The organism is Mycobacterium intermedium, from assembly GCF_002086275.1.
Taxonomy (GTDB): Bacteria; Actinomycetota; Actinomycetes; order Mycobacteriales; family Mycobacteriaceae; genus Mycobacterium; species Mycobacterium intermedium.
In genome coordinates this window covers 1-20,529 of record NZ_MVHT01000005.1, presented here as the reverse complement: position 1 = coordinate 20,529, position 20,529 = coordinate 1, and the positions used below count along the sequence as shown (strand labels likewise).

Below are 20,529 nucleotides of genomic sequence, written 5' to 3'. Positions count from 1 at the left end.
GGGTTTAGCTATGACGCATGGTCATCGGGACTTCACGGTGTGCTCATGTTCGTTGCTACCTGTTCTTTTGGCCGGTGGCCGAGCTTGCTCACGTGCTCAACTACCGCGGATGTGTCCGGCGAACCGGTGATGCGCAGCGCTCTGGTGAAAGCTCGCCGCCGAATCGCTTGTTGTACGCACTGCTCCACGGGATGCAGCCAGGCACCCCGCCCGGGCAGTCTTCTGGCCGTGTCAACGATTACGGCGTACGTGCCGTTCCCGTTCGACTCCGCCACCACTCGAAGCAGTTCGACGGCCAGCTCTCGCTTCCGGCAGCCGACGCACGTCCGCACGGGTCCGTTGGGACTATCCGGGCGTCGGTGCGCCGAGACCGAAGGCTCGCGCTGGATCACGGCTAAGTCTAGCGTCACCCGGCCAATGGTCAGAACCACCCGACGGTGTTACGACGGCGCCTCTTTACTCCGGCGGAAATTCGAGCCGCGCGGGTCAGCGCTCGTGCGCCATCCCGCGGCTGGCGCCGTGCTCGGGATGACCCGCCGGATTCCCGGGCGAATCCCCGCGGATGTCGATCCGCCACCCGGTGAGCCGGGCCGCCAGCCTGGCGTTCTGGCCTTCCTTGCCGATGGCCAGCGACAGCTGGAAGTCGGGCACCACCACGCGGGCCGCCCGGGCCATCTGGTCGATGACCGAGACGGACACCACCTTGGCCGGCGACAAGGCGTTGGCGACGAAGCGGGCCGGGTCCTCGTCGTAGTCGATGATGTCGATCTTCTCGCCCGAGAGCTCGCTCATCACGTTGCGGACCCGCTGTCCCATCGGGCCGATGCAGGCCCCCTTCGCGTTCAACCCCGGGACGCGCGACACCACCGCGATCTTCGAGCGATGTCCGGCCTCCCGCGCCACGGCCACGATCTCCACCGAGCCGTCCGCGATCTCTGGAACCTCCAGCGAGAACAGCTTGCGAACCAGGTTGGGGTGGGTTCGCGACAGCGTGATCACCGGCTCGCGGGCACCGCGGGTCACCCCCACCACATAGCAGCGCAGCCGGTTGCCGTGTTCGTAGCTCTCGCCCGGCACCTGCTCCGCCGCCGGTATGACCCCCTCCGACGCCTTGGTCTCGGTGCCCATCCGCACCACGACCAGGCCGCGGGCGTTGGCCCGGCTGTCGCGCTGGATCACCCCCGCGACGATCTCGCCCTCGCGGGTGGAGAACTCGCCGTAGGTGCGCTCGTTCTCGGCATCGCGGAACCGCTGCAGCATCACCTGGCGTGCCGTGGTGGCGGCGATCCGACCGAAGCCCTCGGGGGTGTCGTCCCATTCGCTGATGAGATTGCCGTCTTCGTCGGTCTCCCGGGCGATCACCCGGACGACGCCGGATTTGCGGTCGATCTCGATGCGCGCGTCGTTCTGGTGTCCCTGCGTGTGCCGGTAGGCGGTGAGCAGCGCAGACTTGATGGTTTCGAGAAGTTCGTTGACCGAGATACCCCGGTCCACTTCGATCGCATGCAGCGCCGCCATGTCGATGTTCATGCTTCGGCCTCCGTCCCCGCGGCCTGCCCCACTCCCGCCATTTCCAGCTCGGCTTTCGGCGGCGGCGAAAACTCAACTTGTACGACAGCCTTGACGATCTGCGGCAACGGAATCTCCCGCAGCGTCAAGTCCCGCTTTTCCCGGATTACCAGTCCGACGGTGTCGCCGCGCACCTCGCCGACCCGTGCGGTCAGCTGCGATCCGTCGGACAGCACCACCTCGACCTTGCGTCCGCGCGCCCGTCGGAAGTGCTTTTCGCTGGTCAGCGGGCGGTCGACACCGGGCGAACTTACTTCGAGCACGTATGCGTCACCCCTGTCACCCAGGCCGTCCAGCAAGGCGGAGGCGGAGCGCGACAACTCGGCAATTGTGTCCAGGTCCAAAGCGGTGTCGCCGTCGGCGATCACCGCGATGCGCGGCGGGCGGGCGCGGGCGTCGATGACCACGTCTTCGATCTCATAGCCGGCGCGCGCGAACTCGTCGCTGAGCAGCTCGATCACCTGCGTCTGCGACGGTAGCCCGGTGGTCACGGCGAGCTCCTCATCTTGAGTTGTCCGGACATCTGACGTTTCGGAGGCATCCGGGAGAGCCAGGTATCCACGATACGCCAGGATTCAAAAATGACGTCGTGATCGTCGCGGGGCATCGCGAAGCCGTGCCCCCGGCGGGTGGTGACCAGTCGTGCCGACGGCGTTTGCGTGCGCTTCTGATGGCAGGATGTTGTGGTGCCCAGAGCCGTACCCGTCATCACCAGGCGGGGTGTGCTCGCCGGCGGTGCCGCTCTTGCCGCACTTGGTTTGGTATCCGCCTGCGACGAGACGCCCCCCAAGCCGCAGCCGGTCGAAGAGCTGCTCGGACCGCTGGACCAGGCCCGCCACGACAGCGCGCTGGCCTCGGCCGCGGCCGCCGCGATCGGCATGCCACCGCAGGTCGCCGCCGCGCTGTCGGTCGTGGCCAATCAACGTGCCGCTCATGCCCGTGCGCTGGCCACCGAGATAGCCAGGGCCGCGGGCAAGCTGGTCTCGTCGACGAGCGAGACGAGTAGCTCCAGCGCAAGCCCCAGTCCCACCGACCCGGCGGTGCCCCCGCCGCCCCCGCCGACGGTGTCCGACGTGATCGATTCCCTGCGCACGTCCGCGGAGAGCGCCAGTCGCCTGCTGGCCACCTCGTCCGGCTACCGGGCGGGGCTGCTGGCCTCCATCTCCGCCTCCTGCACGGCGTCGCAGTCGGTGGCCCTGGTGCCAGGAGGGCCGTCCATATGACCTCCTTCGAACCGACGCCGGGAGCCTCACCCAAGCGGTCTCCGGGAGGCAACACCACGGGCAAAGAGGCCGCAGCCGAGGCGCTGGCCGAAGCGCTGACCATCGAGCACGCCACCATTTACGGCTACGGCATCGTGTCCGCCTTGTCGCCGCCCAGCGTCAACGACCTGGTGGTGGAGGCGTTGAACCAGCACCGCCAGCGTCGCGACGACGTCATCTCCATGCTCACCGCCCGGAAGGCCGACGCACCAGTGGCCGCCGCCGGCTATCAGCTGCCGATGCTGGTGGCCAGCGCCGCGGACGCGGCGCGGTTGGCCGCGCGGATGGAGAACGACGGGGCGACGGCATGGCGGGCGGTGGTGGAGCACGCCGATACTGCCGACGACCGCGCTTTTGCCGCTACAGCCTTGACCGAGAGCGCCGTGATGGCGTCCCGCTGGAACAAGGTGCTGGGCGGCTGGCCCATCACCGCGCCATTTCCGGGCGGCAACGAATAATTTTGCGTTGATCCTGCGTCCTGGGCGGCGTTGTGCGAGTAGGCGTCGCCCTCAGCGCAGAGTCATTGCGCGAGTAGTCGCAGGATGTCGCTGACGAGCGATTCGCCGACGGCCAGGTCGGTCGTCTCGCCCGCGAAGCGGTTGCGCAGTTCGACGCGGCCGTCCGCCCAGCCGCGGCCCACCACGACGATCCACGGCATGCCGAGCAGTTCGGCGTCCTTGAACTTCACCCCCGGTGAGGCCTGACGATCGTCCAGCAGCACCTCGACACCCACTTTGGCCAGGTCGGCGGCCAGCTTTTCGGCACCCAGGCGAGCCTGGGGGTCTTTGTTGGCGATCACCAGGTGCAGGTCGAACGGCGAGATGGACGACGGCCAGCGCAGGCCCAGGTCGTCGTGCTGCTGCTCGGCGACGACGGCGACCAACCGCGAAACGCCGATGCCGTAGGAGCCCATGGTCAGCCGCACCGGCTTGCCGTCCTCGCCGAGTACGTCGGCGCTGAACGCATCGGTGTACTTGCGGCCGAGCTGGAAGATGTGCCCGATCTCGATGCCGCGCGCCATGGTCAGCGGTCCGGCACCGTCGGGCGACGGGTCTCCCTCGCGGACCTCGGCGGCCTCGATGGTCCCGTCGGCGGTGAAGTCGCGACCGGCCACCAGGCCGACCACGTGCTTACCCGGTTCGTCCGCCCCGGTGATCCAGCTGGTGCCGTCCCCCACCCGGGGATCGACCAGATAACGAACCTCGTTGTCCCGCAGTGCTTTCGGACCAATGTACCCCTTCACCAGGAAGGGGTACTTGGCGAAATCCTGGTCGTCGAGAAACGCGTACTCGGCCGGCTCGAGGGCCGCGCCGAGCCTCTTGTCGTCGATCTCGCGGTCTCCGGGCACGCCGATGGCCAGTAGTTCCCAGTCCTCGCCCGGCTGGCGGACCTTGAGCAGGACGTTCTTCAGGGTGTCCGCGGCGGTCACCGTGCGGCCCAGGTCCGCCTGGTTCGCCCAGTCCACCAGGGTGGCGATGGTCGGGGTGTCGCCGGTGTCGTGGACCACCGCCGGGGGCAGTCCGTCGATCGGTTGCGCCGGGGGCGCGGGGGTGACGACGGCTTCGACGTTGGCCGCATAGCCGGACTCCACGCACCGGACGAAGGTGTCCTCGCCGATCGGGCTCTCGGCGAGGAATTCTTCGGAGGCGCTACCCCCCATCGCGCCAGACACCGCGGACACGATGACGTAGCGGACCTGCAGGCGGTCGAAGATGCGTTGGTAGGCCTCGCGGTGAGCGTGGTAGGCGGCCTTCAGCCCGGCGGCGTCGGTATCGAAGGAGTATGAGTCCTTCATGACGAACTCGCGCGCCCGCAGAATGCCGGCCCGGGGCCGGGCTTCGTCGCGGTATTTGGTCTGGATTTGGTACAGCGTGAGCGGGAAATCCTTGTACGAGCTGTATTCGCCCTTGACGGTGAGCGTGAACAGCTCTTCGTGCGTCGGGCCCAGCAGGTAATCGTTGCCGCGGCGGTCCTGCAGCCGGAACACGCCGTCGCCGTACTCAGTCCAACGGTTGGTGGTCTCGTACGGCGCACGCGGCAGCAGCGCGGGAAAGAGGATCTCCTGGGCGCCGATGGCGTTCATCTCGTCGCGCACGATGCGTTCGATGTTGCGCAGCACCTTCAGGCCCAGCGGGAGCCAGCTGTACAGCCCGGGCGCGACGGGCCGGATGTAACCGGCCCGGATCAGCAGCTTGTGGCTGGGTACTTCGGCGTCTGCGGGATCGTCGCGCAGGGTGCGCAGGAACAACTCGGACATCCGGGTAATCACAGCGGGCCAGCCTACTGGTCGGAGTGGTGCGTCGAACGTCACGCCAGCGCACAGCTGGGCGTCCTATGCCGCGCCAGCGTGACGCTCGCGAGGAAATACGGACAGAGGCCAGGACTCGGCGAGGATTACAGCTCGCCGGCGTCGAGCGCTTCCTTGACCTCTTGCGCGTGCGCAACCTGCTCGGGCGTGTAGCCGATGAACAGCGCGGCAAAGCCGACGATGACGGCCGTACCGGCCACCCACAGCAGCCCGTAGGTGTAACCGTGGTCCAGCGCGCCGATCTGCAGGTCGTTCATGAACTTCACCGGGCCGGTAGTGCCGCCCAGGTACAGGGTGCGCGAGGTGATGACCGCCTGGATAACGGCCAACACCAGCGGCCCGCCCAGACTCTGCAGCATCAGCGCAATCGCCGACACGGGGCCGATCTGGTCGAAGCCGACGCCCGCGATGGCCGCGAGGGTCAGCGGCACGACCACCATCCCGATGCCGATGCCGCCCACGACGATCGGCAACACCAGGTTGGGGAAGTACGGCACACCGCGGTGCATGCACATCGAGCCGTAGATCATCGCGCCCAGCAGCAGCCAACCACCGCCGATCGTCAGCACCCGGGGTGAGAACCGGGACACCAGCTGCGAGGACACGCCCAGGCCGATTCCCATCGCGATCACGAACGGGATGAAGCCGATACCCGCGCGCAGCGCGCTGTAACCGAGGATGTCCTGCACGTACAGGCCGATGCAGACGGTCAGGCTGAACATGACGCCGCCGGCCAGCAGGATCGACGCGAAGGTGACCAAGCGGTTGCGGTCGCGGAACAGGTCGAAGGGCACAACCGGGTTCTCGGCAGTGCGCTCCACGATCGCGAAGGCGATGGCCGCGGCGATGGCCACCACACCCGAACCGATGGTGATCGTCGAAATCCAGCCCTTCTCCGGGCCCATCGAGAAGGCGAACACGGCGGCGGTGCAGGCCAGGGTGGCCAGCATGGCGCCCGCGGCGTCGAGCTTCATCCGCTCACGGTTGGTCTCCCGCAGCGCGGTGCGGGCCAGGTAGATCATCACCAACCCGATCGGCACGTTCACCAGGAACGCCAGTCGCCAGGAGACCTCGGTCAGGGCGCCGCCGACCACCAGGCCCATCACGGACCCAACGGCAGTCATCGCGGCGAACACCGCGGTGGCGGCGTTACGCGCCGGGCCCTTCGGGAAGGTGGTCGCGACCAGCGCCAAACCGGTAGGTGAGGCGATCGCGGATCCCACGCCCTGGGAAAGTCGCGCGATGACCATCGTCACTTCATCCCAGGCGACCGCGCACAACACCGAAGAAATGGTGAACAGTGCGACACCGACGATGAAGGTGCGCTTACGGCCGATGGTGTCACCCAACCGGCCGCCTAGCAGCATCAGCCCGCCGAAGGTCAAAACGTAGGCGGTGATCACCCAGCTACGGCCGGCGTCGGACAGACTCAGCTCGTCCTGAATCTTAGGAAGCGCGACGATGGCGACGGTGCTGTCCATCGTGGCCAGCAATTGCATTCCGCCGATCGCGATGACTGCGGCGATGAAGCGGCGCGAGGGCAGCCACGCCGGGTAGTACCTGCGAATACGCTCCGAGGCGCTCTCCGCCGAGCGAGTCGGGCGCGCGGTTGCCGACGGATCTTGCCGGTCGGAACTCCACTGTTGGGCAGCGCGCTCTGTGTCGTTGAGAGCCGTCATAGGAGGTTACCTTACAGTAATCTTAAGAATTGTTTAAAGCCCGAACGCCGCGACAGCCCCTATGACGATGATCGCGGGAGGTCGAATACCCTCCGCGCGGACCTTTTCTGGCGTGTCGGCGAGAGTTGCCCGCAACGTCTGCTGAGCCGGCGTCGTTCCGTGTTGAACCACAAGTACCGGCGTTTCCGCAGGTCGACCGCCTTTCAGCAGTGCGGCGACAAAAAGCTCGATGCGTTCGACCGCCATCAGCAAAACAATGGTGCCGCGCATTGCTGCTAAAGCGTCCCAATTCACTAACGATTCGGGATGATCGGGCGCCAGATGGCCGCTGACCACGACAAATTCGTGATTTGTGGCCCGATGAGTGACGGGAACACCGGCCAATGCGGGCACAGCTATGGCACTTGTCACACCTGGCACCACGGTCACCGGAATTCCGGCTTCGGCGCATGCCAATACTTCTTCATAACCGCGCGCGAATACGAACGGATCGCCCCCTTTTAGGCGGACGACGAATTTGCCGGCCCGCGCCCGTTCGATCATCACCTCGTTGATCGCCTCTTGGGCCATCGCCCGGCCATAGGGGATCTTGGCGGCGTCGATGACCTCTACATGCGGCGCCAGTTCGGCGAGCAGTTCGGGCGGTGCAAGACGGTCGGCGACCACGACGTCGGCCTGCGCGAGCAGTCGACGGCCGCGCACGGTGATCAACTCGGGATCGCCCGGTCCGCCACCGACCAGCGCCACCCCGCCGCGCTCGACGTCCTCGCTATCGGCGCTGATGAGGCCCTGTTGCAGGGCCTCGCGGATGGCGGATCGAATCGCCGCCGAGCGCCGGTGCTCCCCGCCGGCCAGCACTCCCACCGACAACCCGGCGTACCCGAACGTCGCCGGAGTGACCGCGCTGCCCTCCACCGCGGCGTCGGCACGCACACAGAAAATCCGGCGGCGATCGGCCTCGGCCACGATGGCGGCGTTCACCTGCGGATCGTCAGTGGCCGCGATCGCGTACCAGGCGCCGTCGAGGTCGCCGTCGCGGTACTCACGGACCGAGAGGGTGATGCCCTCCATCGCCTCGACAGCCCGGGTGGCACTGCGGGAGATGACGTGCACGTCCGCGCCGCTGGCGATGAGCAAAGGCAAGCGGCGCTGGGCGACCGAGCCACCGCCGACCACGACGACCTTCTTGCCTGCCAGCCGCAATCCGGCCAGATAGGGGTTCTCGGTCACCGGCCAAGCCTAGTAGCGGCGTGGGCTACGAACCGAGCCACGGCTTCCGGTGTCGCAGCCGGGTGAGTGTGCAGGTAGGCCGCGTGCACGCCGTTGTGGATCACGCCGTCGTGCACCGCAGCGTTGTCCCGGTACACCCAGGCCGGCTGGTAGCTGTCGTCGAACGTGACTTCGGTCCGGTGAAATTCGTGGCCGACCACCCGCTGGCCCGCTGAATACAGCGTCGAATCGGCGACGGCGACCGCGTCGCGATAGGCGAGCTTGAGCCGGGGGGTGAACCGTGCCGATGCGCGCAGCACCCCGCACATCGGGTGCCCGTCGAGGTCGGAAACCAGGTAAAGCAGCCCCGCGCATTCGGCGTGCACCGGCCCGCCGGCGGCGGCGAGGTCGCGGATCTGGTTGCGGACGACGTCGTTGGCGGACAACTCCGCGGCGAACTGCTCGGGGAATCCACCGGGCAACACCAGCGCGTCGGTTCCTTCCGGCAGCGTTTGGCTGAGCGGGTCGAACTCGACGACGTCGGCCCCGGCGGCGCGCAGCAACTCGGCATGTTCGGCGTATGCGAAGGTGAACGCCTTGCCGGCGGCCAGCGCGACGGTGGCGTGCGCTCCGGCTGTGTCTCCGACGGCGGTCCCCGGGTCCCAGGCCCGACCGGGCGACCCGATGGCAGCTGAGGAGATGACGGCGGTCAGATCGACATGCCGGGTGACCAGAGCCGTCATCGCCTGGACCGCCTGCTGGGCGCGGCGGCCGTATTCGACGGCGGTAACCAGTCCCAGGTGCCTCGAAGGGACTTCCATCTCGGCGGTGCGCGGAATGGCGCCGAGCACCGGGACACCGGTCTGTTCGCACGCCTGCCGCAGGACCTCCTCGTGCCTGGGCGATCCCACCCGGTTGAGGATGACGCCGGCGATTCTGGTCGCGCTGTCGAACGTCGAAAAGCCGTGCAACAGAGCGGCAATGCTGTGGCTCTGGCCGCGGGCGTCGACCACCAGGATGACCGGGGCGCCCAGCAGGGCGGCGACGTGCGCGGTGGACCCCGTCGCCGGCGTCGTCGCCATCGGGTCGATGCGCCCGTCGAAAAGCCCCATCACCCCTTCGATGACCGCGACGTCGGCGCCCTCGGTGCCGTGCGCGTACAGCGGCCGTATCAGCTGCTCCCCCACCAGGTTCGGGTCGAGATTGCGCCCGGGTCGTCCCGCGGCCAACCTGTGGTAGCCGGGGTCGATGTAGTCCGGGCCAACCTTGAACGGCGCGACCCGGCGGCCAGCCTGGCGCAGCGCCCCAATGAGACCCGTTGCCACCGTGGTCTTTCCGCTGCCCGAGGCGGGTGCGGCGATCACCACGGCGGGGGTGGGCGTCATTGCGCTGCCTTGAGCCGCGAGCGCGAGCGCGCGCAAAATGCCAGCCGCAACGGCGTGTCGGTGTGCAGACACGCGCCCTCGCGGGGACCAACGGGCGTGCCTACCACTCGATGCCCTTCTGCCCCTTGCGGCCCGCGTCCATCGGGTGCTTGACCTTGGTCATCTCCGTCACCAGGTCTGCGGCCTCGACCAGTCGCGCGGGGGCGTCGCGCCCGGTGATCACCACGTGTTGGTGCCCGGGCCGGGACAGCAGCGTCTCGACCACATCGTCGAGGTCCACCCACGCCCATTTCAGCGGGTAGGTGAACTCGTCGAGCACGTAGAAGTCGTGGCGTTGCGCTGCCAGCCGCCCCTTGATCTCGGCCCAGCCGTCGGCAGCGGCCGCCGCGTGATCCTCCTCGTTCCCGGCCTTGCGGACCCATGACCAGCCCGCGCCCATCTTGTGCCACTCCACGGGTGCCCCGATACCGCGCTCTTCGTGCAGTTGCCCCAGCCGGCGAAACGCGGCCTCCTCGCCCACTTTCCATTTCGCGCTCTTGACGAACTGGAATACCGCGACCTTGAGTCCGGCGTTCCACGCCCGCAGGGCCATTCCGAACGCCGCCGTCGACTTGCCCTTGCCCGCACCGGTGTGTACCGCAAACACCGGAGTATTGCGCCGCGCCCGAGTGGTCAGGCCGTCATCGGGTACCGCAACCGGATTACCTTGTGGCATCAGCGCTTACCTTCGGGTCAGGCAACATCGCGTACCGCACGCGTCAGATGGTCGGCGTGCAACTGTTCCAGCCGGATCAGCGGCGCACCGAGTTGGCGGGCGAGCTGCCCCGCCAACCCTAGCCGCACGTACGAAGTTTCGCAGTCCACCACCACCGCCGCGGCACCTTCGGCGACCAGCCGGGCAGCCGCAATGCGGCTGCGCTGCAACGGGTCCGGTCCAGCCGTGGCCCGACCGTCGGTGAGCACCACCACCAGGGGACGACGGGCTTGGTCGCGCACTTTCTCGCGAATGATGAGCTCCCGCGCCGCCAACAGGCCTTCGGCCAGGGGGGTCTTGCCGCCGGTGTCGAACCGGGCCAGTCGCCGACTCGCGATGTGCGCCGAGGAGGTAGGCGGCAACAGGACTTTCGCCCCCTGTTGCCGGAAGGTGATCACCGCGACCTTGTCACGACGCTGGTAGGCGTCGCGCAACAGGGACATCGTGGCACCGCTTACCGCAGCCATGCGGTCCCGCGCGGCCATCGATCCGGAGGCGTCGACGACGAAGATCACCAGATTGCCTTCGCGTCCCTCCCGGATAGCGCGGCGGATGTCGTCCGGATGCAGCCGCAATTGCCCGGGGCTGGTGGTGTTTTCGGCGGCGGAGAGCACGGTGGCGAACAGGTGCAGGCCGTGCGCGGCGGGATCGCCGACTTCGGCCGCCGCGACCACGCTGCCGGATGCGTTGCGGGCCCTCGACCGTCGCCCGGGTGCGCCCTCGCCGACCCCGGGAACGGTCAGGGTCCGGGTCCGGAACACTTTCGCCGGTGGCGCACTGGGCGCGGTCTGCGGTTTGGGTGAGGAGGAATGTGAATTGCTCTGGGGTGCTGCGTTTTCGGCGGACTGGCCGCCGCCGGGCGGATCGGGTTCCGGCTCCGGGTCGCGCTGCGACTCCGCTCCCGCTTGCGCCAGCGCCTCGTCCAACTGGTCGCGGTCGATGCCGTGATCGTCGAAGGGATCGCGCCGACGCCGATGCGGCAACGCCAATTCCGCCGCCACTCGGATGTCCTGTTCTTCAACGGTATGCGCACCGCGCCAGGCGGCGTGCGCGGCAGCGGTTCGCGCCACCACCAGATCGGCACGCATGCCGTCGACGTCGAAGGCCGCGCACAATGCCGCGATGCGGCGTAGCTCGTTGTCCGGCAACACCACACGGTCGACCAAAGCCCGCGCATCGGCGATGCGGCGGGACAGCTCGGCGTCGGCCTCGGCATAACGCTGCGCGAATGCGTCCGGGTCCGCCTCGTAGGCCATCCGCTGCCGAATGACCTCGACCCGGACGTCGACATCCCGCGACGCACGCACGTCGACCGTGAGCCCGAACCGGTCCAGCAGCTGCGGGCGGAGTTCGCCCTCTTCGGGGTTCATCGTGCCGATCAGCACGAACCGGGATTCGTGCGAATGGGAAATGCCGTCGCGTTCGATGGTGACCCGGCCCATCGCCGCGGCGTCGAGCAAGATGTCGACCAGGTGGTCGTGCAGCAGGTTGACCTCGTCGACGTAGAGCACGCCGCCGTGAGCGCGCGCCAGAAGTCCGGGCGAAAAGGCGTGTTCGCCGTCGCGCAGCACCCGCTGCAGATCCAGCGAACCGACCACCCGGTCTTCGGTTGCGCCCAGTGGCATCTCGACCAGACCGGGGCCGCTTCCCTCGGTGGCGGCCGACAGCAGCGCGGCCAACCCCCGCACGGCGGTCGATTTCGCGGTGCCCTTCTCACCGCGGATCAGCGCTCCCCCAATTTCCGGGCGGACGGCGCACAGCAGCAATGCCAGCCGCAGTTGGTCGTGCCCGACGATCGCGCTGAACGGGTAAGGCTTCACCGTTGGCCCGCCTGCCCGGAGCCGCGCCGCAGCATTGGCACATGAGGAATGCCGTCGTCGAGGTAATCCTCACCGTCGCGGACGAATCCGTGCTTGGCGTACATGTCCATCAGATACTTCTGCGCGTCGATGCGGCAGGGGTAATCGCCGACCTCGGCCAGCGCGGCGCGCAGCAGCCTGGTGGCGTGGCCCTGACCGCGGGCGCTCCGCTTGGTACACACCCGACCGATGCGAAAAACCTTCTCTCCCCCTGCATGTTCCTCCATCAACCGCAACGTGCAGACCACTTCTTCGTCCGGCGTCTCGAGCCAGAAGTGCCGTGTCTCGGCCAGCAGGTCACGACCGTCGAGTTCGGGATACGCGCAGGCCTGCTCGACGACGAAGACCTCGACGCGCAACTTGAGGATCTCGTAAAGTATCCGCGCGTCAAGGTCTTTCGACCAAACCCGGCGCAATGCTTCGCTCATCGGCGCCACTCCTCCTCATCGCTGCGCTCTGCATCGTCGTCGGCGCGACTCATCGGCGCCACTCCTCCTCATACTTCATGCCGCCTCCTCCAGTCGCAGTGCCTTGCTGGTCCACGACCGCAGCTCGGCGTACAGAGCCGGCTCGTCGGAGAGCTTGAGGCCCAGTGACGGCACCATTTCTTTCAGTGTGGGCAGCCAGGACTGATACCGGTGGGTGAAACACCGCTGCAAGACGTCCAGCATGATCGGCACGGCGGTCGAGGCACCCGGTGAGCCGCCGAGCAGGCCGATGATGCTGCCGTCGGAAGCACCAACCAGAGTGGTGCTGAACTCCAGCACCCCGCCGTGGCGCCGGTCCCGCCGGATGACCTGCACCCGCTGGCCGGCCACCGTCAATTCCCAGTCCGAATCCACTGCGCTGGGCGCGAATTCGCGCAGCGCTTGTATCCGATCGGGTTCGGATTGCAGCACTTGGCCAATCAGGTAGTTGAGTAAGGTCAGCTCGGTGATCCCGACACCGACCATGGACACCACGTTGTTCGGTTTTACCGAGCGCGCCAGATCACTGAAATGCCCGTGTTTCAAGAATTTTGGCGACCAGCCGGCGTAGGGCCCGAACACCAGCCACGACTTGCCGTTGACGAACCTCAGATCCAGGTGCAAAGCACCCAGCGGCGGCGCTCCGGGGGACGGAACGCCATACACCTTAGCCCGGTGCGCAGCCGTCAGCGTCGGGTTGGCGGTGCGCAGGAACTTACCGGCTATCGGGAACCCGGCGAAGCCTTTGACCTCGCTGATCCCCGACTTCTGCAACAGCGGCAACGCTTCCCCACCGGCCCCGACAAATACGAATTTTGCTTTCAGCGCCAGATTTTCGCCGGTACGGCGGTTTCGGACGGACAGCAGCCAGCCGCCGTCGGACTGACGAGTCAGGTTGCGGACCTCATGACCAAACAGCGCGATCATGCCGTTTCGTACGCAGTAGCCGATGAGTTGTCGGGACAGCTCTCCAAAGTCCACGTCGGTGCCATCCGGCGCCCAGTTGAGGGCGACGGGCTCGGCGAAGTCGCGTTTAGCGGCCATGAACGGCAGCCGGCGGGCGAATTCCTCAGGGTCGTCGATCAATTCGGCGTCGGCGAACAGTGGGTTGCGGGCCAACGCCTCCCGGCGCCGGCGCAGATAGGAAACGTGCTCGGCGCCACGAACGAAACTCACGTGCGGAACCGGGTTGAGAAAGCCGCGCACGTCGGTCAGGATCCGGTTTTCCGCGGCGTACGCCCAGAACTGACGGGTGACCTGAAACTCTTCGTTGATCCGCACCGCTTTGCTGATATCGATCGAGCCGTCCGGTCCCTGCGGCGTGTAATTCATTTCGCACAACCCCGCGTGGCCGGTGCCGGCGTTGTTCCACGGGCTGCTGCTCTCGGCGCCGACGGCGTCCAGCCTTTCGACCAGCGTGATCGACCAACCCGGCTCCAACCGCCGCAGCAACGCGCCCAGCGTGGCGCTCATGATGCCCGCGCCCACCAGGACGACATCAGTTCTGGCTGGCTCTGACACCTGATCGTTGGCCCTTCTTTCGGTGTGCTCAGGTTATCCCGACCGGTATGGGCACAACGACATATGCCTGGTCGTATACCTAGTCCAGGGGCCGAAAACGCTGCATACGCTGCCGGGACGGGCTACGCTCCGCACAATCCCGACGCTGACTGGCCTGTGACGATCGGGTCTGCTCGAACATCAGCTGCTTCGGGAGGCAACCGATGTCATATCTCATCGCTGCGCCGGCGGTGGTCTCCGCAGCGGCCACGCAGTTGGCCGGAATAGGTTCGGCGATCAACGCCGCAAATGCGTCGGCGGCGGCCCCGACCATCAGCATCCTGACCGCCGCCGAGGACGAGGTGTCGGCCGCCGCCGCGGCGCTTTTCGGCACCTACGCTCGGCAGTATCAGGCGCTCGGCACCCAAGTGGCCGCGTTTCACGACCAGTTTGTCCGCGCTCTGGCCGCAGGTGGCGGCGCGTATGCCGCGGCCGAGGCCGCCAACGCATCCCCGTTGCAGTTCTTGGAGCAGGGTGTGCTCGGCGTGATCAACGCGCCCACCCAGGCATTGATGGGTCGCCCGCTGATCGGCAACGGCACCAACGGGTCGGCGCCAGGAGAAGCCGGCGGGGCAGGCGGGCTGCTGTACGGCAACGGCGGCGCCGGTGCAGCCGGCGGGCCCGGCCAGGCCGGTGGCAACGGCGGCAGCGCGGGGTTCCTCGGCAACGGCGGAGCCGGCGGGGCCGGGGGCGCCGGTGCAGTCGGTGGTAACGGCGGCAGCGGTGGGCTGCTTTACGGCAACGGCGGGGCCGGCGGACACGGCGGGGTCGGGGCAGCCGGCATCAACGGCGGCGCCGGCGGGCGCGGGGGCAGCGGCGGCAGCGCAAACCTGTTCGGCGCCGGCGGCAACGGCGGGCAAGGCGGCGCCGGCGCCACCGGCACCACCGGCAACCCCACCCCCGCCGGCACAGCCCCCAATGGGAACCCCGGCATGGATGCCACCGGGGGTTCGGACCCCGTCATCGCCGGTGACGGCGGCAACGGCAGCAACGGCGTCGCGTTGCAGAACGGCGGTAACGGTGGGAACGGCGGCAATGCGACGCCCTCGGGTTCTGCGGTCACCAAGGCCGGTCACGGCGGCAACGGGGGCGCCGCCGGAGCCGGCGCCAACGGAGGCTCGGGCGGTGATGGCGGGAGCGCCACTTCGAACAACAACGCCTACGGGGGTCATGGCGGTACCGGGGCTGATGGTGGGACACCCGGCGGTGCGGGCGGCGACGGGGGTAACGGGGGCAACGCCATTGCCCAGGGAGAAATCGCTCCGGGGGGCAACGGTGGCGCCGGCGGCAACGGCATGAGCAGCAACGTGTCCGGCGGCACCGGCGGCACCGGCGGCAGTGGGGGTGACGGCGGCCGTGGCGGGTTGCTGGTCGGCTCCGGTGGTGCCGGCGGGTCAGGCGGCGCCGGTGGTACCGGGGGCGCAGGCGCCCCCGGAGGGTCCGGCGGCATCGGCGGCACCGGCGGATCTGGTATCGCGTACGACCCCGAAGGGACTGCAAGGGGGGGCCATGGCGGCAATGGCGGTGACGGCGGAAACGCCGCCACCGGCGGTGCCGGCGGCACCGGGGGCCACGGCGGCAATGGAGGTGCCGGGGGGCTGTTGATCGGCGACGGCGGCAACGGTGGTGCCGCCGGCACCGCCGGCGCGGGCGGCGCGGGCGGCAACGGTGGTGCGGGCCGCTCCGGTGGCACCGGTGGCGACGCTACTGCCCCGTTTACTGGATTTGGGGTTCTCGGCGGCAACGGCGGCGACGGCGGCGACGGCGGCATCGGCGGTACCGGCGGAGACGGCGGCGCACCGGGCGCCCTCGGTGGCGTGGGCGGGAAAGGAGGGTGGCTGATCGGCCACGCAGGTGCGGGCGGTGCAGGCGGTGCGGGCGGTGCGGGTGGCGCCGGCGGCGCGGGTGGTGCGGGCGGTGCCGGCGGCGCGGGCGGCAAGGGCTTCCTCGTCGCCGGCGAGGTGGAGCCAGGCGAGGACGGCACCCCCGGCTTCAATGGCGCCCCGGGGGCCGACGGCATGCCCGGCGCGCCCGGTTAGCCACGGTCTCGCCGACACCACGTTTTAAGCTGGCCCCGTGACCGTCGGGGCGACTGGCTGGGTGCCCGATGTCCTGCCCGGCTACTGGCAACACACGATTCCGCTCGGGCACGATCCCGACGGCGAGGGCGACATCGTCGCGACCCTGATCCGCCGCGGGGACGCGACCGCTGCGGCTCGCGCGGTCCTGGCGGTACACGGCTACACCGATTACTTCTTCCACACCGAACTGGCCGACCACTTCGCCGAGCGCGGCTTCGCGTTCTACGCGCTGGATCTGCGCAAGTGCGGCAGATCCCGCCAACCGGACCAGACCCCGCACTTCACCACCAACCTGGCCAACTACGACGCCGAGTTGAATCAGGCGCTGGCCATCATCGGCGAACAGAACCCGGACGCCAAGGTCCTGATGTACGGCCATTCCGCGGGCGGGCTGATCGTGGCGTTGTGGCTGGACAGGTTGCGCCGACAGGGCTCCAGCGCAGCTGCCGACGTCGACGCCCTGGTGCTCAACAGCCCGTTCCTGGACCTGCACGGACCGGCGGTGCTGCGCTTTCGCGTGACTTCGGCGACGATCGCCGCAATATCGCGCGTGCGTTCCAAGAGCGTGGCCCGCGCACCGACACCGGGCGGCTATGGCACCACCCTGCACCGCGATTACTACGGCGAATTCGACTACAACCTGCAGTGGAAGCCGGTGGGCGGATTCCCGATCACCTTCGGCTGGCTCAATGCCGTGCGACGCGGCCATGCCCGCCTGCATCGCGGGCTCGACGTCGGCGTGCCCAACCTGATTCTGCGTTCGGACCACACCGTGCCCGAAAACGCAGACCCGGACGAACTACAACGCGGTGACGCGGTCCTCGACGTCACCCAGATCGCACGTTGGGCCGGCTGTATCGGAAACCACTCGACCATCATCCCGGTGAAAGACGCCAAACATGACGTCTTCCTGTCGCTCCCGGAGCCGCGCCAGACAGCCTTTCGCCACCTGGACCGCTGGCTGGACGATCACCTCAGCGGCGACACCTCGGCAGCCGGATCGGCGTCCGCATCAACTGCACCGCAAGAAGAAGGGTGAACGGACCTCGGATGGAAACCTACGATATCGCCATCATCGGAACAGGTTCCGGCAACAGCATTCTCGACGATCGATACGCGGACAAGCGGGTGGCGATCTGCGAACAGGGCACCTTCGGTGGCACCTGTCTCAACGTGGGGTGCATCCCGACCAAGATGTTCGTCTACGCCTCCGACGTCGCCGAGACGATCCGGCATTCGGCCCGGTACGGTATCGACGCGCATATCGACGGGATCCGCTGGGACGACATCGTCTCGCGCGTCTTCGGTCGCATCGACCCGATTGCGGTCAGTGGCGAACAGTATCGAAACGCCTCCCCGAACGTCGATGTGTACAGGGACCACACCCGGTTTGGCCCGGTGCAGCCCGACGGGCGTTATCTGTTGCGCACCGACGGAGGTGAAGAATTCACCGCGGAGCAGGTGGTGATCGCCACCGGCTCATCGCCGAGGATTCCCCCGGCCATCGCCAAATGCGGGGTCACCTACCACACCAGCGACACCATTATGCGGATCCCCGAGCTGCCCGAGCATATGGTGATCGCCGGAAGTGGTTTTGTGGCGGCGGAATTCGCGCACGTGTTCTCCTCGCTGGGGGTGCGGGTCACCATCGTGATGCGCGGCGGCACGCTGCTGCGCCAATACGACCACACCATCTGCGAACGGTTCAGCCGGATCGCGGCCACCAAGTGGGAGCTGCGCACCCAAGTCAACATCGTGGGTAGCAAGGACTGTGACTCTGGCGTCAGGTTGATCCTGGACGACGGCTCCACCATCGATGCTGATCTGCTGCTGGTGGCCACCGGACGCGACGCCAACATCGACCTGGACGCCGAGCAGGCCGGCGTCGAGATTCGCCACGGCCAAGTGGTGGTGGACGAGTATCAGCGAACCTCGGCCCGTGGGGTTTTTGCGCTGGGCGACGTGTCGTCGCCGTATCAGCTCAAACACGTGGCCAACCACGAAGCGCGGGTGGTTCAGCACAATCTGCTGCGCGACTGGGACGACACCGAGTCGATGGTGGTCACCGACCACCGCTTCGTACCGTCGGCGGTGTTCACCGACCCGCAGCTGGCGACCGTCGGTTTGACCGAAAATCAAGCGCTGGCACAGGGATTCGATATCTTGGTGAAGGTCCAGGACTATGGCGACGTGGCCTACGGCTGGGCCTTGGAAGACACCACCGGGATCGTCAAGCTTGTCGCGGAGCGCGGCACCGGCCGCCTGCTGGGTGCACACATCATGGGCCCCCAGGCGTCCTCGATCATCCAGCCGTTGATCCAGGCGATGAGCTTTGGGCTGACCGTCCCGGAAATGGCCCGCGGCCAGTACTGGATCCATCCGGCGCTGGCGGAAGTGGTCGAGAACGCGCTGCTGGGCTTGCGCTGAGCGTGGATGTCAGCGCCGCCGCGTAGCGCGCGGACCGGTCGAGTCAGCCAAGTCCGCCACGGTGTCTTGGCACCGCGGGCACAGGCCGCGCAGCGTTAGGCCAGCCTGCTCCGACAGTGCGAACGAGCTGCCTGCCATCGCATGTTGCAGCGCCGAGCTCAGCTGACGCGCGGGCACCTCGATGATCGCGCCACATTGGGTGCACACCGCGTGGTGATGCGGGGCGGTCGCGAGCCCGTAGGTCGTGATACCGCCGTCGAGTGTCAGTGCATGCAGCACACCCTGGTCGACCAGGGTGGTGACCGTGCGGTAGATCGTGGCGAGGTCCGGCGGCCGGGCGCCGCCGGGGAGGGAGGAGACGAGGCGATGCCGGATATCGGCAACCGACAGGTGCCCGTTGACCGGTTCGAGTACCGCCAGCACCTGGATCCGCGACGCCATGCGCCGCAGCCCGCGAGCACGCAGCAGTTCGCCCATCCGCTCGGTGACCGCCGGCTCCAGTCCCGGCAGCGCAGTCGTCACGTATCCAGTGTCGCGCCAGGAGCCCCGGATTACCAATGCCCCCGTGCCCCTTTATGCAGTTCCTGCAAGCAATTTGCATCTGGCGTGGGCCCGAACCTACAGTCGGGACTGTTGCCCCTGCCGATGCAAAGAGGACCGACGTGGCCAGTGGAGCCCTCGAGTTGCGGTCGTCCCGGTGGCTGAAGTTGCGTAGCGCGTTGATGCCAGCGGAGTGGTGGCGCCTGGGCACGATGCTCGCGATTATCGTCGCGCTGCACATCGTCGGCTGGGTCACGTTGGTCCTGTTGGTCGAGCCAGGACAATTTTTTTTGGGCGGCAAAGCCTTTGGAGTCGGGGTGGGGATGACCGCCTACACCCTGGGCATGCGCCACGCGTTCGACGCAGACCACATCGCCGCGATCGACAACACCACCCGCAAGCTGATGAGCGACGGGCAGCGCCCCCTCGCCGTGGGGTTCTTCTTTTCGCTCGGCCACGCTTCGGTGGTTTTCGGGCTCGCGGCGTTACTCGTCGCTGGGCTCAAGGCCGTCGTCGGGCCGGTCTCAGACGACTCCTCCGCGCTACACCGCTACACCGGACTCATCGGCACCGGCGTGTCCGGGGTCTTTCTGTACCTGATCGCCATTCTCAACATCACCGTGTTGGTCGGCATCCTGCGGGTCTTCGCGCGGTTGCGCCGGGGCGACTACGACGAAACGGAACTCGAGCGACAACTGGACAACCGCGGGCTGATCAACCGGTTCCTCGGCCCCATCACCAAGTCGATCACCAAGTCTTGGCACATGTACCCGGTCGGGATCCTGTTTGGGCTCGGCTTCGACACCGCAACCGAGATCGCGCTCCTGGTCCTCGCCGGCACCAGCGCGGCTGCGGGACTGCCCTGGTACGCCATCCTGTGTCTGCCCGTCTTGTTCGCGGCGGGCATGTGCCTGTTGGACACGATCGACGGCTCGTTCATGAACTTCGCTTACGGATGGGCGTTTTCGAACCCGGTCCGCAAGATCTACTACAACCTCACCATCACCGGACTGTCGGTGGCCGTCGCGCTACTGATCGGCACCGTCGAACTGCTTGGGCTCGTCGCCGAAGAGTTCGGCTGGCGCGGTCCGTTCTGGACCTGGATCAGCGGCGTCAACCTCAACCTCGTCGGCTATCTGGTTGTCGGCATGTTCGTGGCCACCTGGGTGGTCGCCGTGCTGGTCTGGCGCTACGGCCGCATCGAACAAAGGTGGGCTCCGGCCCCGAGCACCCCTGGCTGACGCCGTAACCCCGGCCGCCCGTGGCTGCACCGACGATCGACGGTGTAGAACAGTGCCCATGGGCTTCCGTCCGTTCAGGCCCAGCCATGCATGAGTTGTCCCTGTGTGAAGCGATCGCCGGTGTGGTCAAGGCACACGCCGACGGCCGTCACGTTGACGTGGTCCGGGTGCGGGTCGGCGCCCTCCGA

17 protein-coding genes and 2 pseudogenes are annotated in these 20,529 nt (G+C 67.7%); 7 read left to right on the top strand and 12 right to left on the bottom strand.

The annotated features are described in order from the left end of the window. Positions 1-32 precede the first annotated feature (32 nt). The 3 genes from BST27_RS02840 to rimP all read right to left on the bottom strand — a co-directional run bounded on the left by BST27_RS02840 (position 33) and on the right by rimP (position 2,060). A complete protein-coding gene (locus BST27_RS02840) occupies positions 33-275 on the bottom strand; it encodes a YlxR family protein (RefSeq protein ID WP_308205984.1) in 243 nt (80 codons plus the stop codon). Between the two features lie 211 nt (positions 276-486). Continuing rightward, on the bottom strand, positions 487-1,530 hold the full coding sequence (gene nusA / locus BST27_RS02835; RefSeq protein ID WP_069417223.1) for a transcription termination factor NusA: 1,044 nt from the start codon (positions 1,528-1,530) through the stop codon (positions 487-489). Beyond that, positions 1,527-2,060: a ribosome maturation factor RimP gene (gene rimP, locus BST27_RS02830; protein WP_069417222.1), complete on the bottom strand. Its 534-nt coding sequence runs from the start codon at positions 2,058-2,060 to the stop codon at positions 1,527-1,529. The genes nusA and rimP overlap by 4 nt, the downstream gene beginning before the upstream one ends. Positions 2,061-2,255: 195 nt before the next feature. Between rimP and BST27_RS02825 the strand changes: the two genes are divergently transcribed. Next, complete coding sequence (locus BST27_RS02825) at positions 2,256-2,792, top strand: hypothetical protein (protein WP_069417249.1); 537 nt, start codon at positions 2,256-2,258, stop codon at positions 2,790-2,792. Then, a complete protein-coding gene (locus BST27_RS02820; RefSeq protein ID WP_069417221.1) occupies positions 2,789-3,289 on the top strand; it encodes a ferritin-like domain-containing protein in 501 nt (166 codons plus the stop codon). The genes BST27_RS02825 and BST27_RS02820 overlap by 4 nt, the downstream gene beginning before the upstream one ends. 62 nt (positions 3,290-3,351) lie before the next feature. Here the strand turns inward: BST27_RS02820 and BST27_RS02815 are convergent, their stop codons facing one another. The 8 genes and pseudogenes from BST27_RS02815 to mqo all read right to left on the bottom strand — a co-directional run bounded on the left by BST27_RS02815 (position 3,352) and on the right by mqo (position 14,013). Further along, entirely contained in the window at positions 3,352-5,100 is a 1,749-nt protein-coding gene (locus BST27_RS02815) for a proline--tRNA ligase (RefSeq protein WP_069417220.1), read from the bottom strand. 125 nt (positions 5,101-5,225) lie between these two features. Beyond that, complete coding sequence (locus tag BST27_RS02810; RefSeq protein WP_069417219.1) at positions 5,226-6,818, bottom strand: MFS transporter; 1,593 nt, start codon at positions 6,816-6,818, stop codon at positions 5,226-5,228. 22 nt (positions 6,819-6,840) lie between these two features. Beyond that, positions 6,841-8,048: pseudogene (gene cobA, locus BST27_RS02805) on the bottom strand (uroporphyrinogen-III C-methyltransferase). Beyond that, the gene (locus BST27_RS02800) at positions 8,045-9,412 is read right to left on the bottom strand and encodes a cobyrinic acid a,c-diamide synthase CobB (protein WP_069417217.1); all 1,368 of its coding nucleotides are present in this window, start codon (positions 9,410-9,412) and stop codon (positions 8,045-8,047) included. Before BST27_RS02800 ends, cobA begins: the two are co-directional and overlap by 4 nt. 100 nt (positions 9,413-9,512) lie before the next feature. After that, entirely contained in the window at positions 9,513-10,127 is a 615-nt protein-coding gene (gene cobO, locus BST27_RS02795) for a cob(I)yrinic acid a,c-diamide adenosyltransferase (RefSeq protein WP_069417216.1), read from the bottom strand. Between the two features lie 17 nt (positions 10,128-10,144). Next, a complete protein-coding gene (locus tag BST27_RS02790; RefSeq protein WP_069417215.1) occupies positions 10,145-11,986 on the bottom strand; it encodes a magnesium chelatase subunit D family protein in 1,842 nt (613 codons plus the stop codon). Next, a complete protein-coding gene (locus tag BST27_RS02785; RefSeq protein WP_069417214.1) occupies positions 11,983-12,453 on the bottom strand; it encodes a GNAT family N-acetyltransferase in 471 nt (156 codons plus the stop codon). Before BST27_RS02785 ends, BST27_RS02790 begins: the two co-directional genes overlap by 4 nt. Before the next feature lie 75 nt (positions 12,454-12,528). After that, entirely contained in the window at positions 12,529-14,013 is a 1,485-nt protein-coding gene (gene mqo, locus BST27_RS02780) for a malate dehydrogenase (quinone) (RefSeq protein WP_069417213.1), read from the bottom strand. Positions 14,014-14,216: 203 nt separating this feature from the next. Between mqo and BST27_RS02775 the strand changes: the two genes are divergently transcribed. The 3 genes from BST27_RS02775 (at position 14,217) to mtr (ending at position 18,560) form a co-directional block, all read left to right on the top strand. Beyond that, complete coding sequence (locus BST27_RS02775; RefSeq protein ID WP_083148369.1) at positions 14,217-16,091, top strand: PE family protein; 1,875 nt, start codon at positions 14,217-14,219, stop codon at positions 16,089-16,091. 61 nt (positions 16,092-16,152) lie between these two features. Next, entirely contained in the window at positions 16,153-17,172 is a 1,020-nt protein-coding gene (locus BST27_RS02770; RefSeq protein WP_069417248.1) for an alpha/beta hydrolase, read from the top strand. Positions 17,173-17,183: 11 nt separating this feature from the next. Continuing rightward, positions 17,184-18,560 (top strand): mycothione reductase, encoded by a 1,377-nt coding sequence (mtr, locus tag BST27_RS02765; RefSeq protein WP_069417211.1) that lies wholly within the window; start codon positions 17,184-17,186, stop codon positions 18,558-18,560. A 9-nt stretch (positions 18,561-18,569) separates the two neighbouring features. Here the strand turns inward: mtr and BST27_RS02760 are convergent, their stop codons facing one another. Continuing rightward, positions 18,570-19,082, bottom strand: coding sequence for a Fur family transcriptional regulator (locus BST27_RS02760; RefSeq protein WP_069417210.1), 513 nt, complete (start codon positions 19,080-19,082; stop codon positions 18,570-18,572). Between the two features lie 200 nt (positions 19,083-19,282). Between BST27_RS02760 and nicT the strand changes: the two genes are divergently transcribed. Together nicT and BST27_RS33455 are read left to right on the top strand one after the other, a co-directional pair. Beyond that, positions 19,283-20,341, top strand: a complete 1,059-nt coding sequence (gene nicT, locus BST27_RS02755; RefSeq protein ID WP_276015361.1) for a Nickel transporter NicT — start codon at positions 19,283-19,285, stop codon at positions 20,339-20,341. An 86-nt stretch (positions 20,342-20,427) separates the two neighbouring features. After that, positions 20,428-20,529, top strand: a pseudogene (locus tag BST27_RS33455) (hydrogenase/urease maturation nickel metallochaperone HypA); the annotation flags it as partial.

What these genes read in the sequence shown, in the direction of transcription:
- BST27_RS02800 (WP_069417217.1), bottom strand. Translation starts at nt 9,412, where the DNA reads ATGACGCCCACCCCCGCCGTGGTGATCGCCGCACCCGCCTCGGGCAGC.
- nicT (WP_276015361.1), top strand. Translation starts at nt 19,283, where the DNA reads ATGCCAGCGGAGTGGTGGCGCCTGGGCACGATGCTCGCGATTATCGTC.
- BST27_RS02785 (WP_069417214.1), bottom strand. Translation starts at nt 12,453, where the DNA reads ATGAGCGAAGCATTGCGCCGGGTTTGGTCGAAAGACCTTGACGCGCGG.
- BST27_RS02820 (WP_069417221.1), top strand. Translation starts at nt 2,789, where the DNA reads ATGACCTCCTTCGAACCGACGCCGGGAGCCTCACCCAAGCGGTCTCCG.
- nusA (WP_069417223.1), bottom strand. Translation starts at nt 1,530, where the DNA reads ATGAACATCGACATGGCGGCGCTGCATGCGATCGAAGTGGACCGGGGT.
- BST27_RS02775 (WP_083148369.1), top strand. Translation starts at nt 14,217, where the DNA reads ATGTCATATCTCATCGCTGCGCCGGCGGTGGTCTCCGCAGCGGCCACG.
- BST27_RS02810 (WP_069417219.1), bottom strand. Translation starts at nt 6,818, where the DNA reads ATGACGGCTCTCAACGACACAGAGCGCGCTGCCCAACAGTGGAGTTCC.
- mtr (WP_069417211.1), top strand. Translation starts at nt 17,184, where the DNA reads ATGGAAACCTACGATATCGCCATCATCGGAACAGGTTCCGGCAACAGC.
- cobO (WP_069417216.1), bottom strand. Translation starts at nt 10,127, where the DNA reads ATGCCACAAGGTAATCCGGTTGCGGTACCCGATGACGGCCTGACCACT.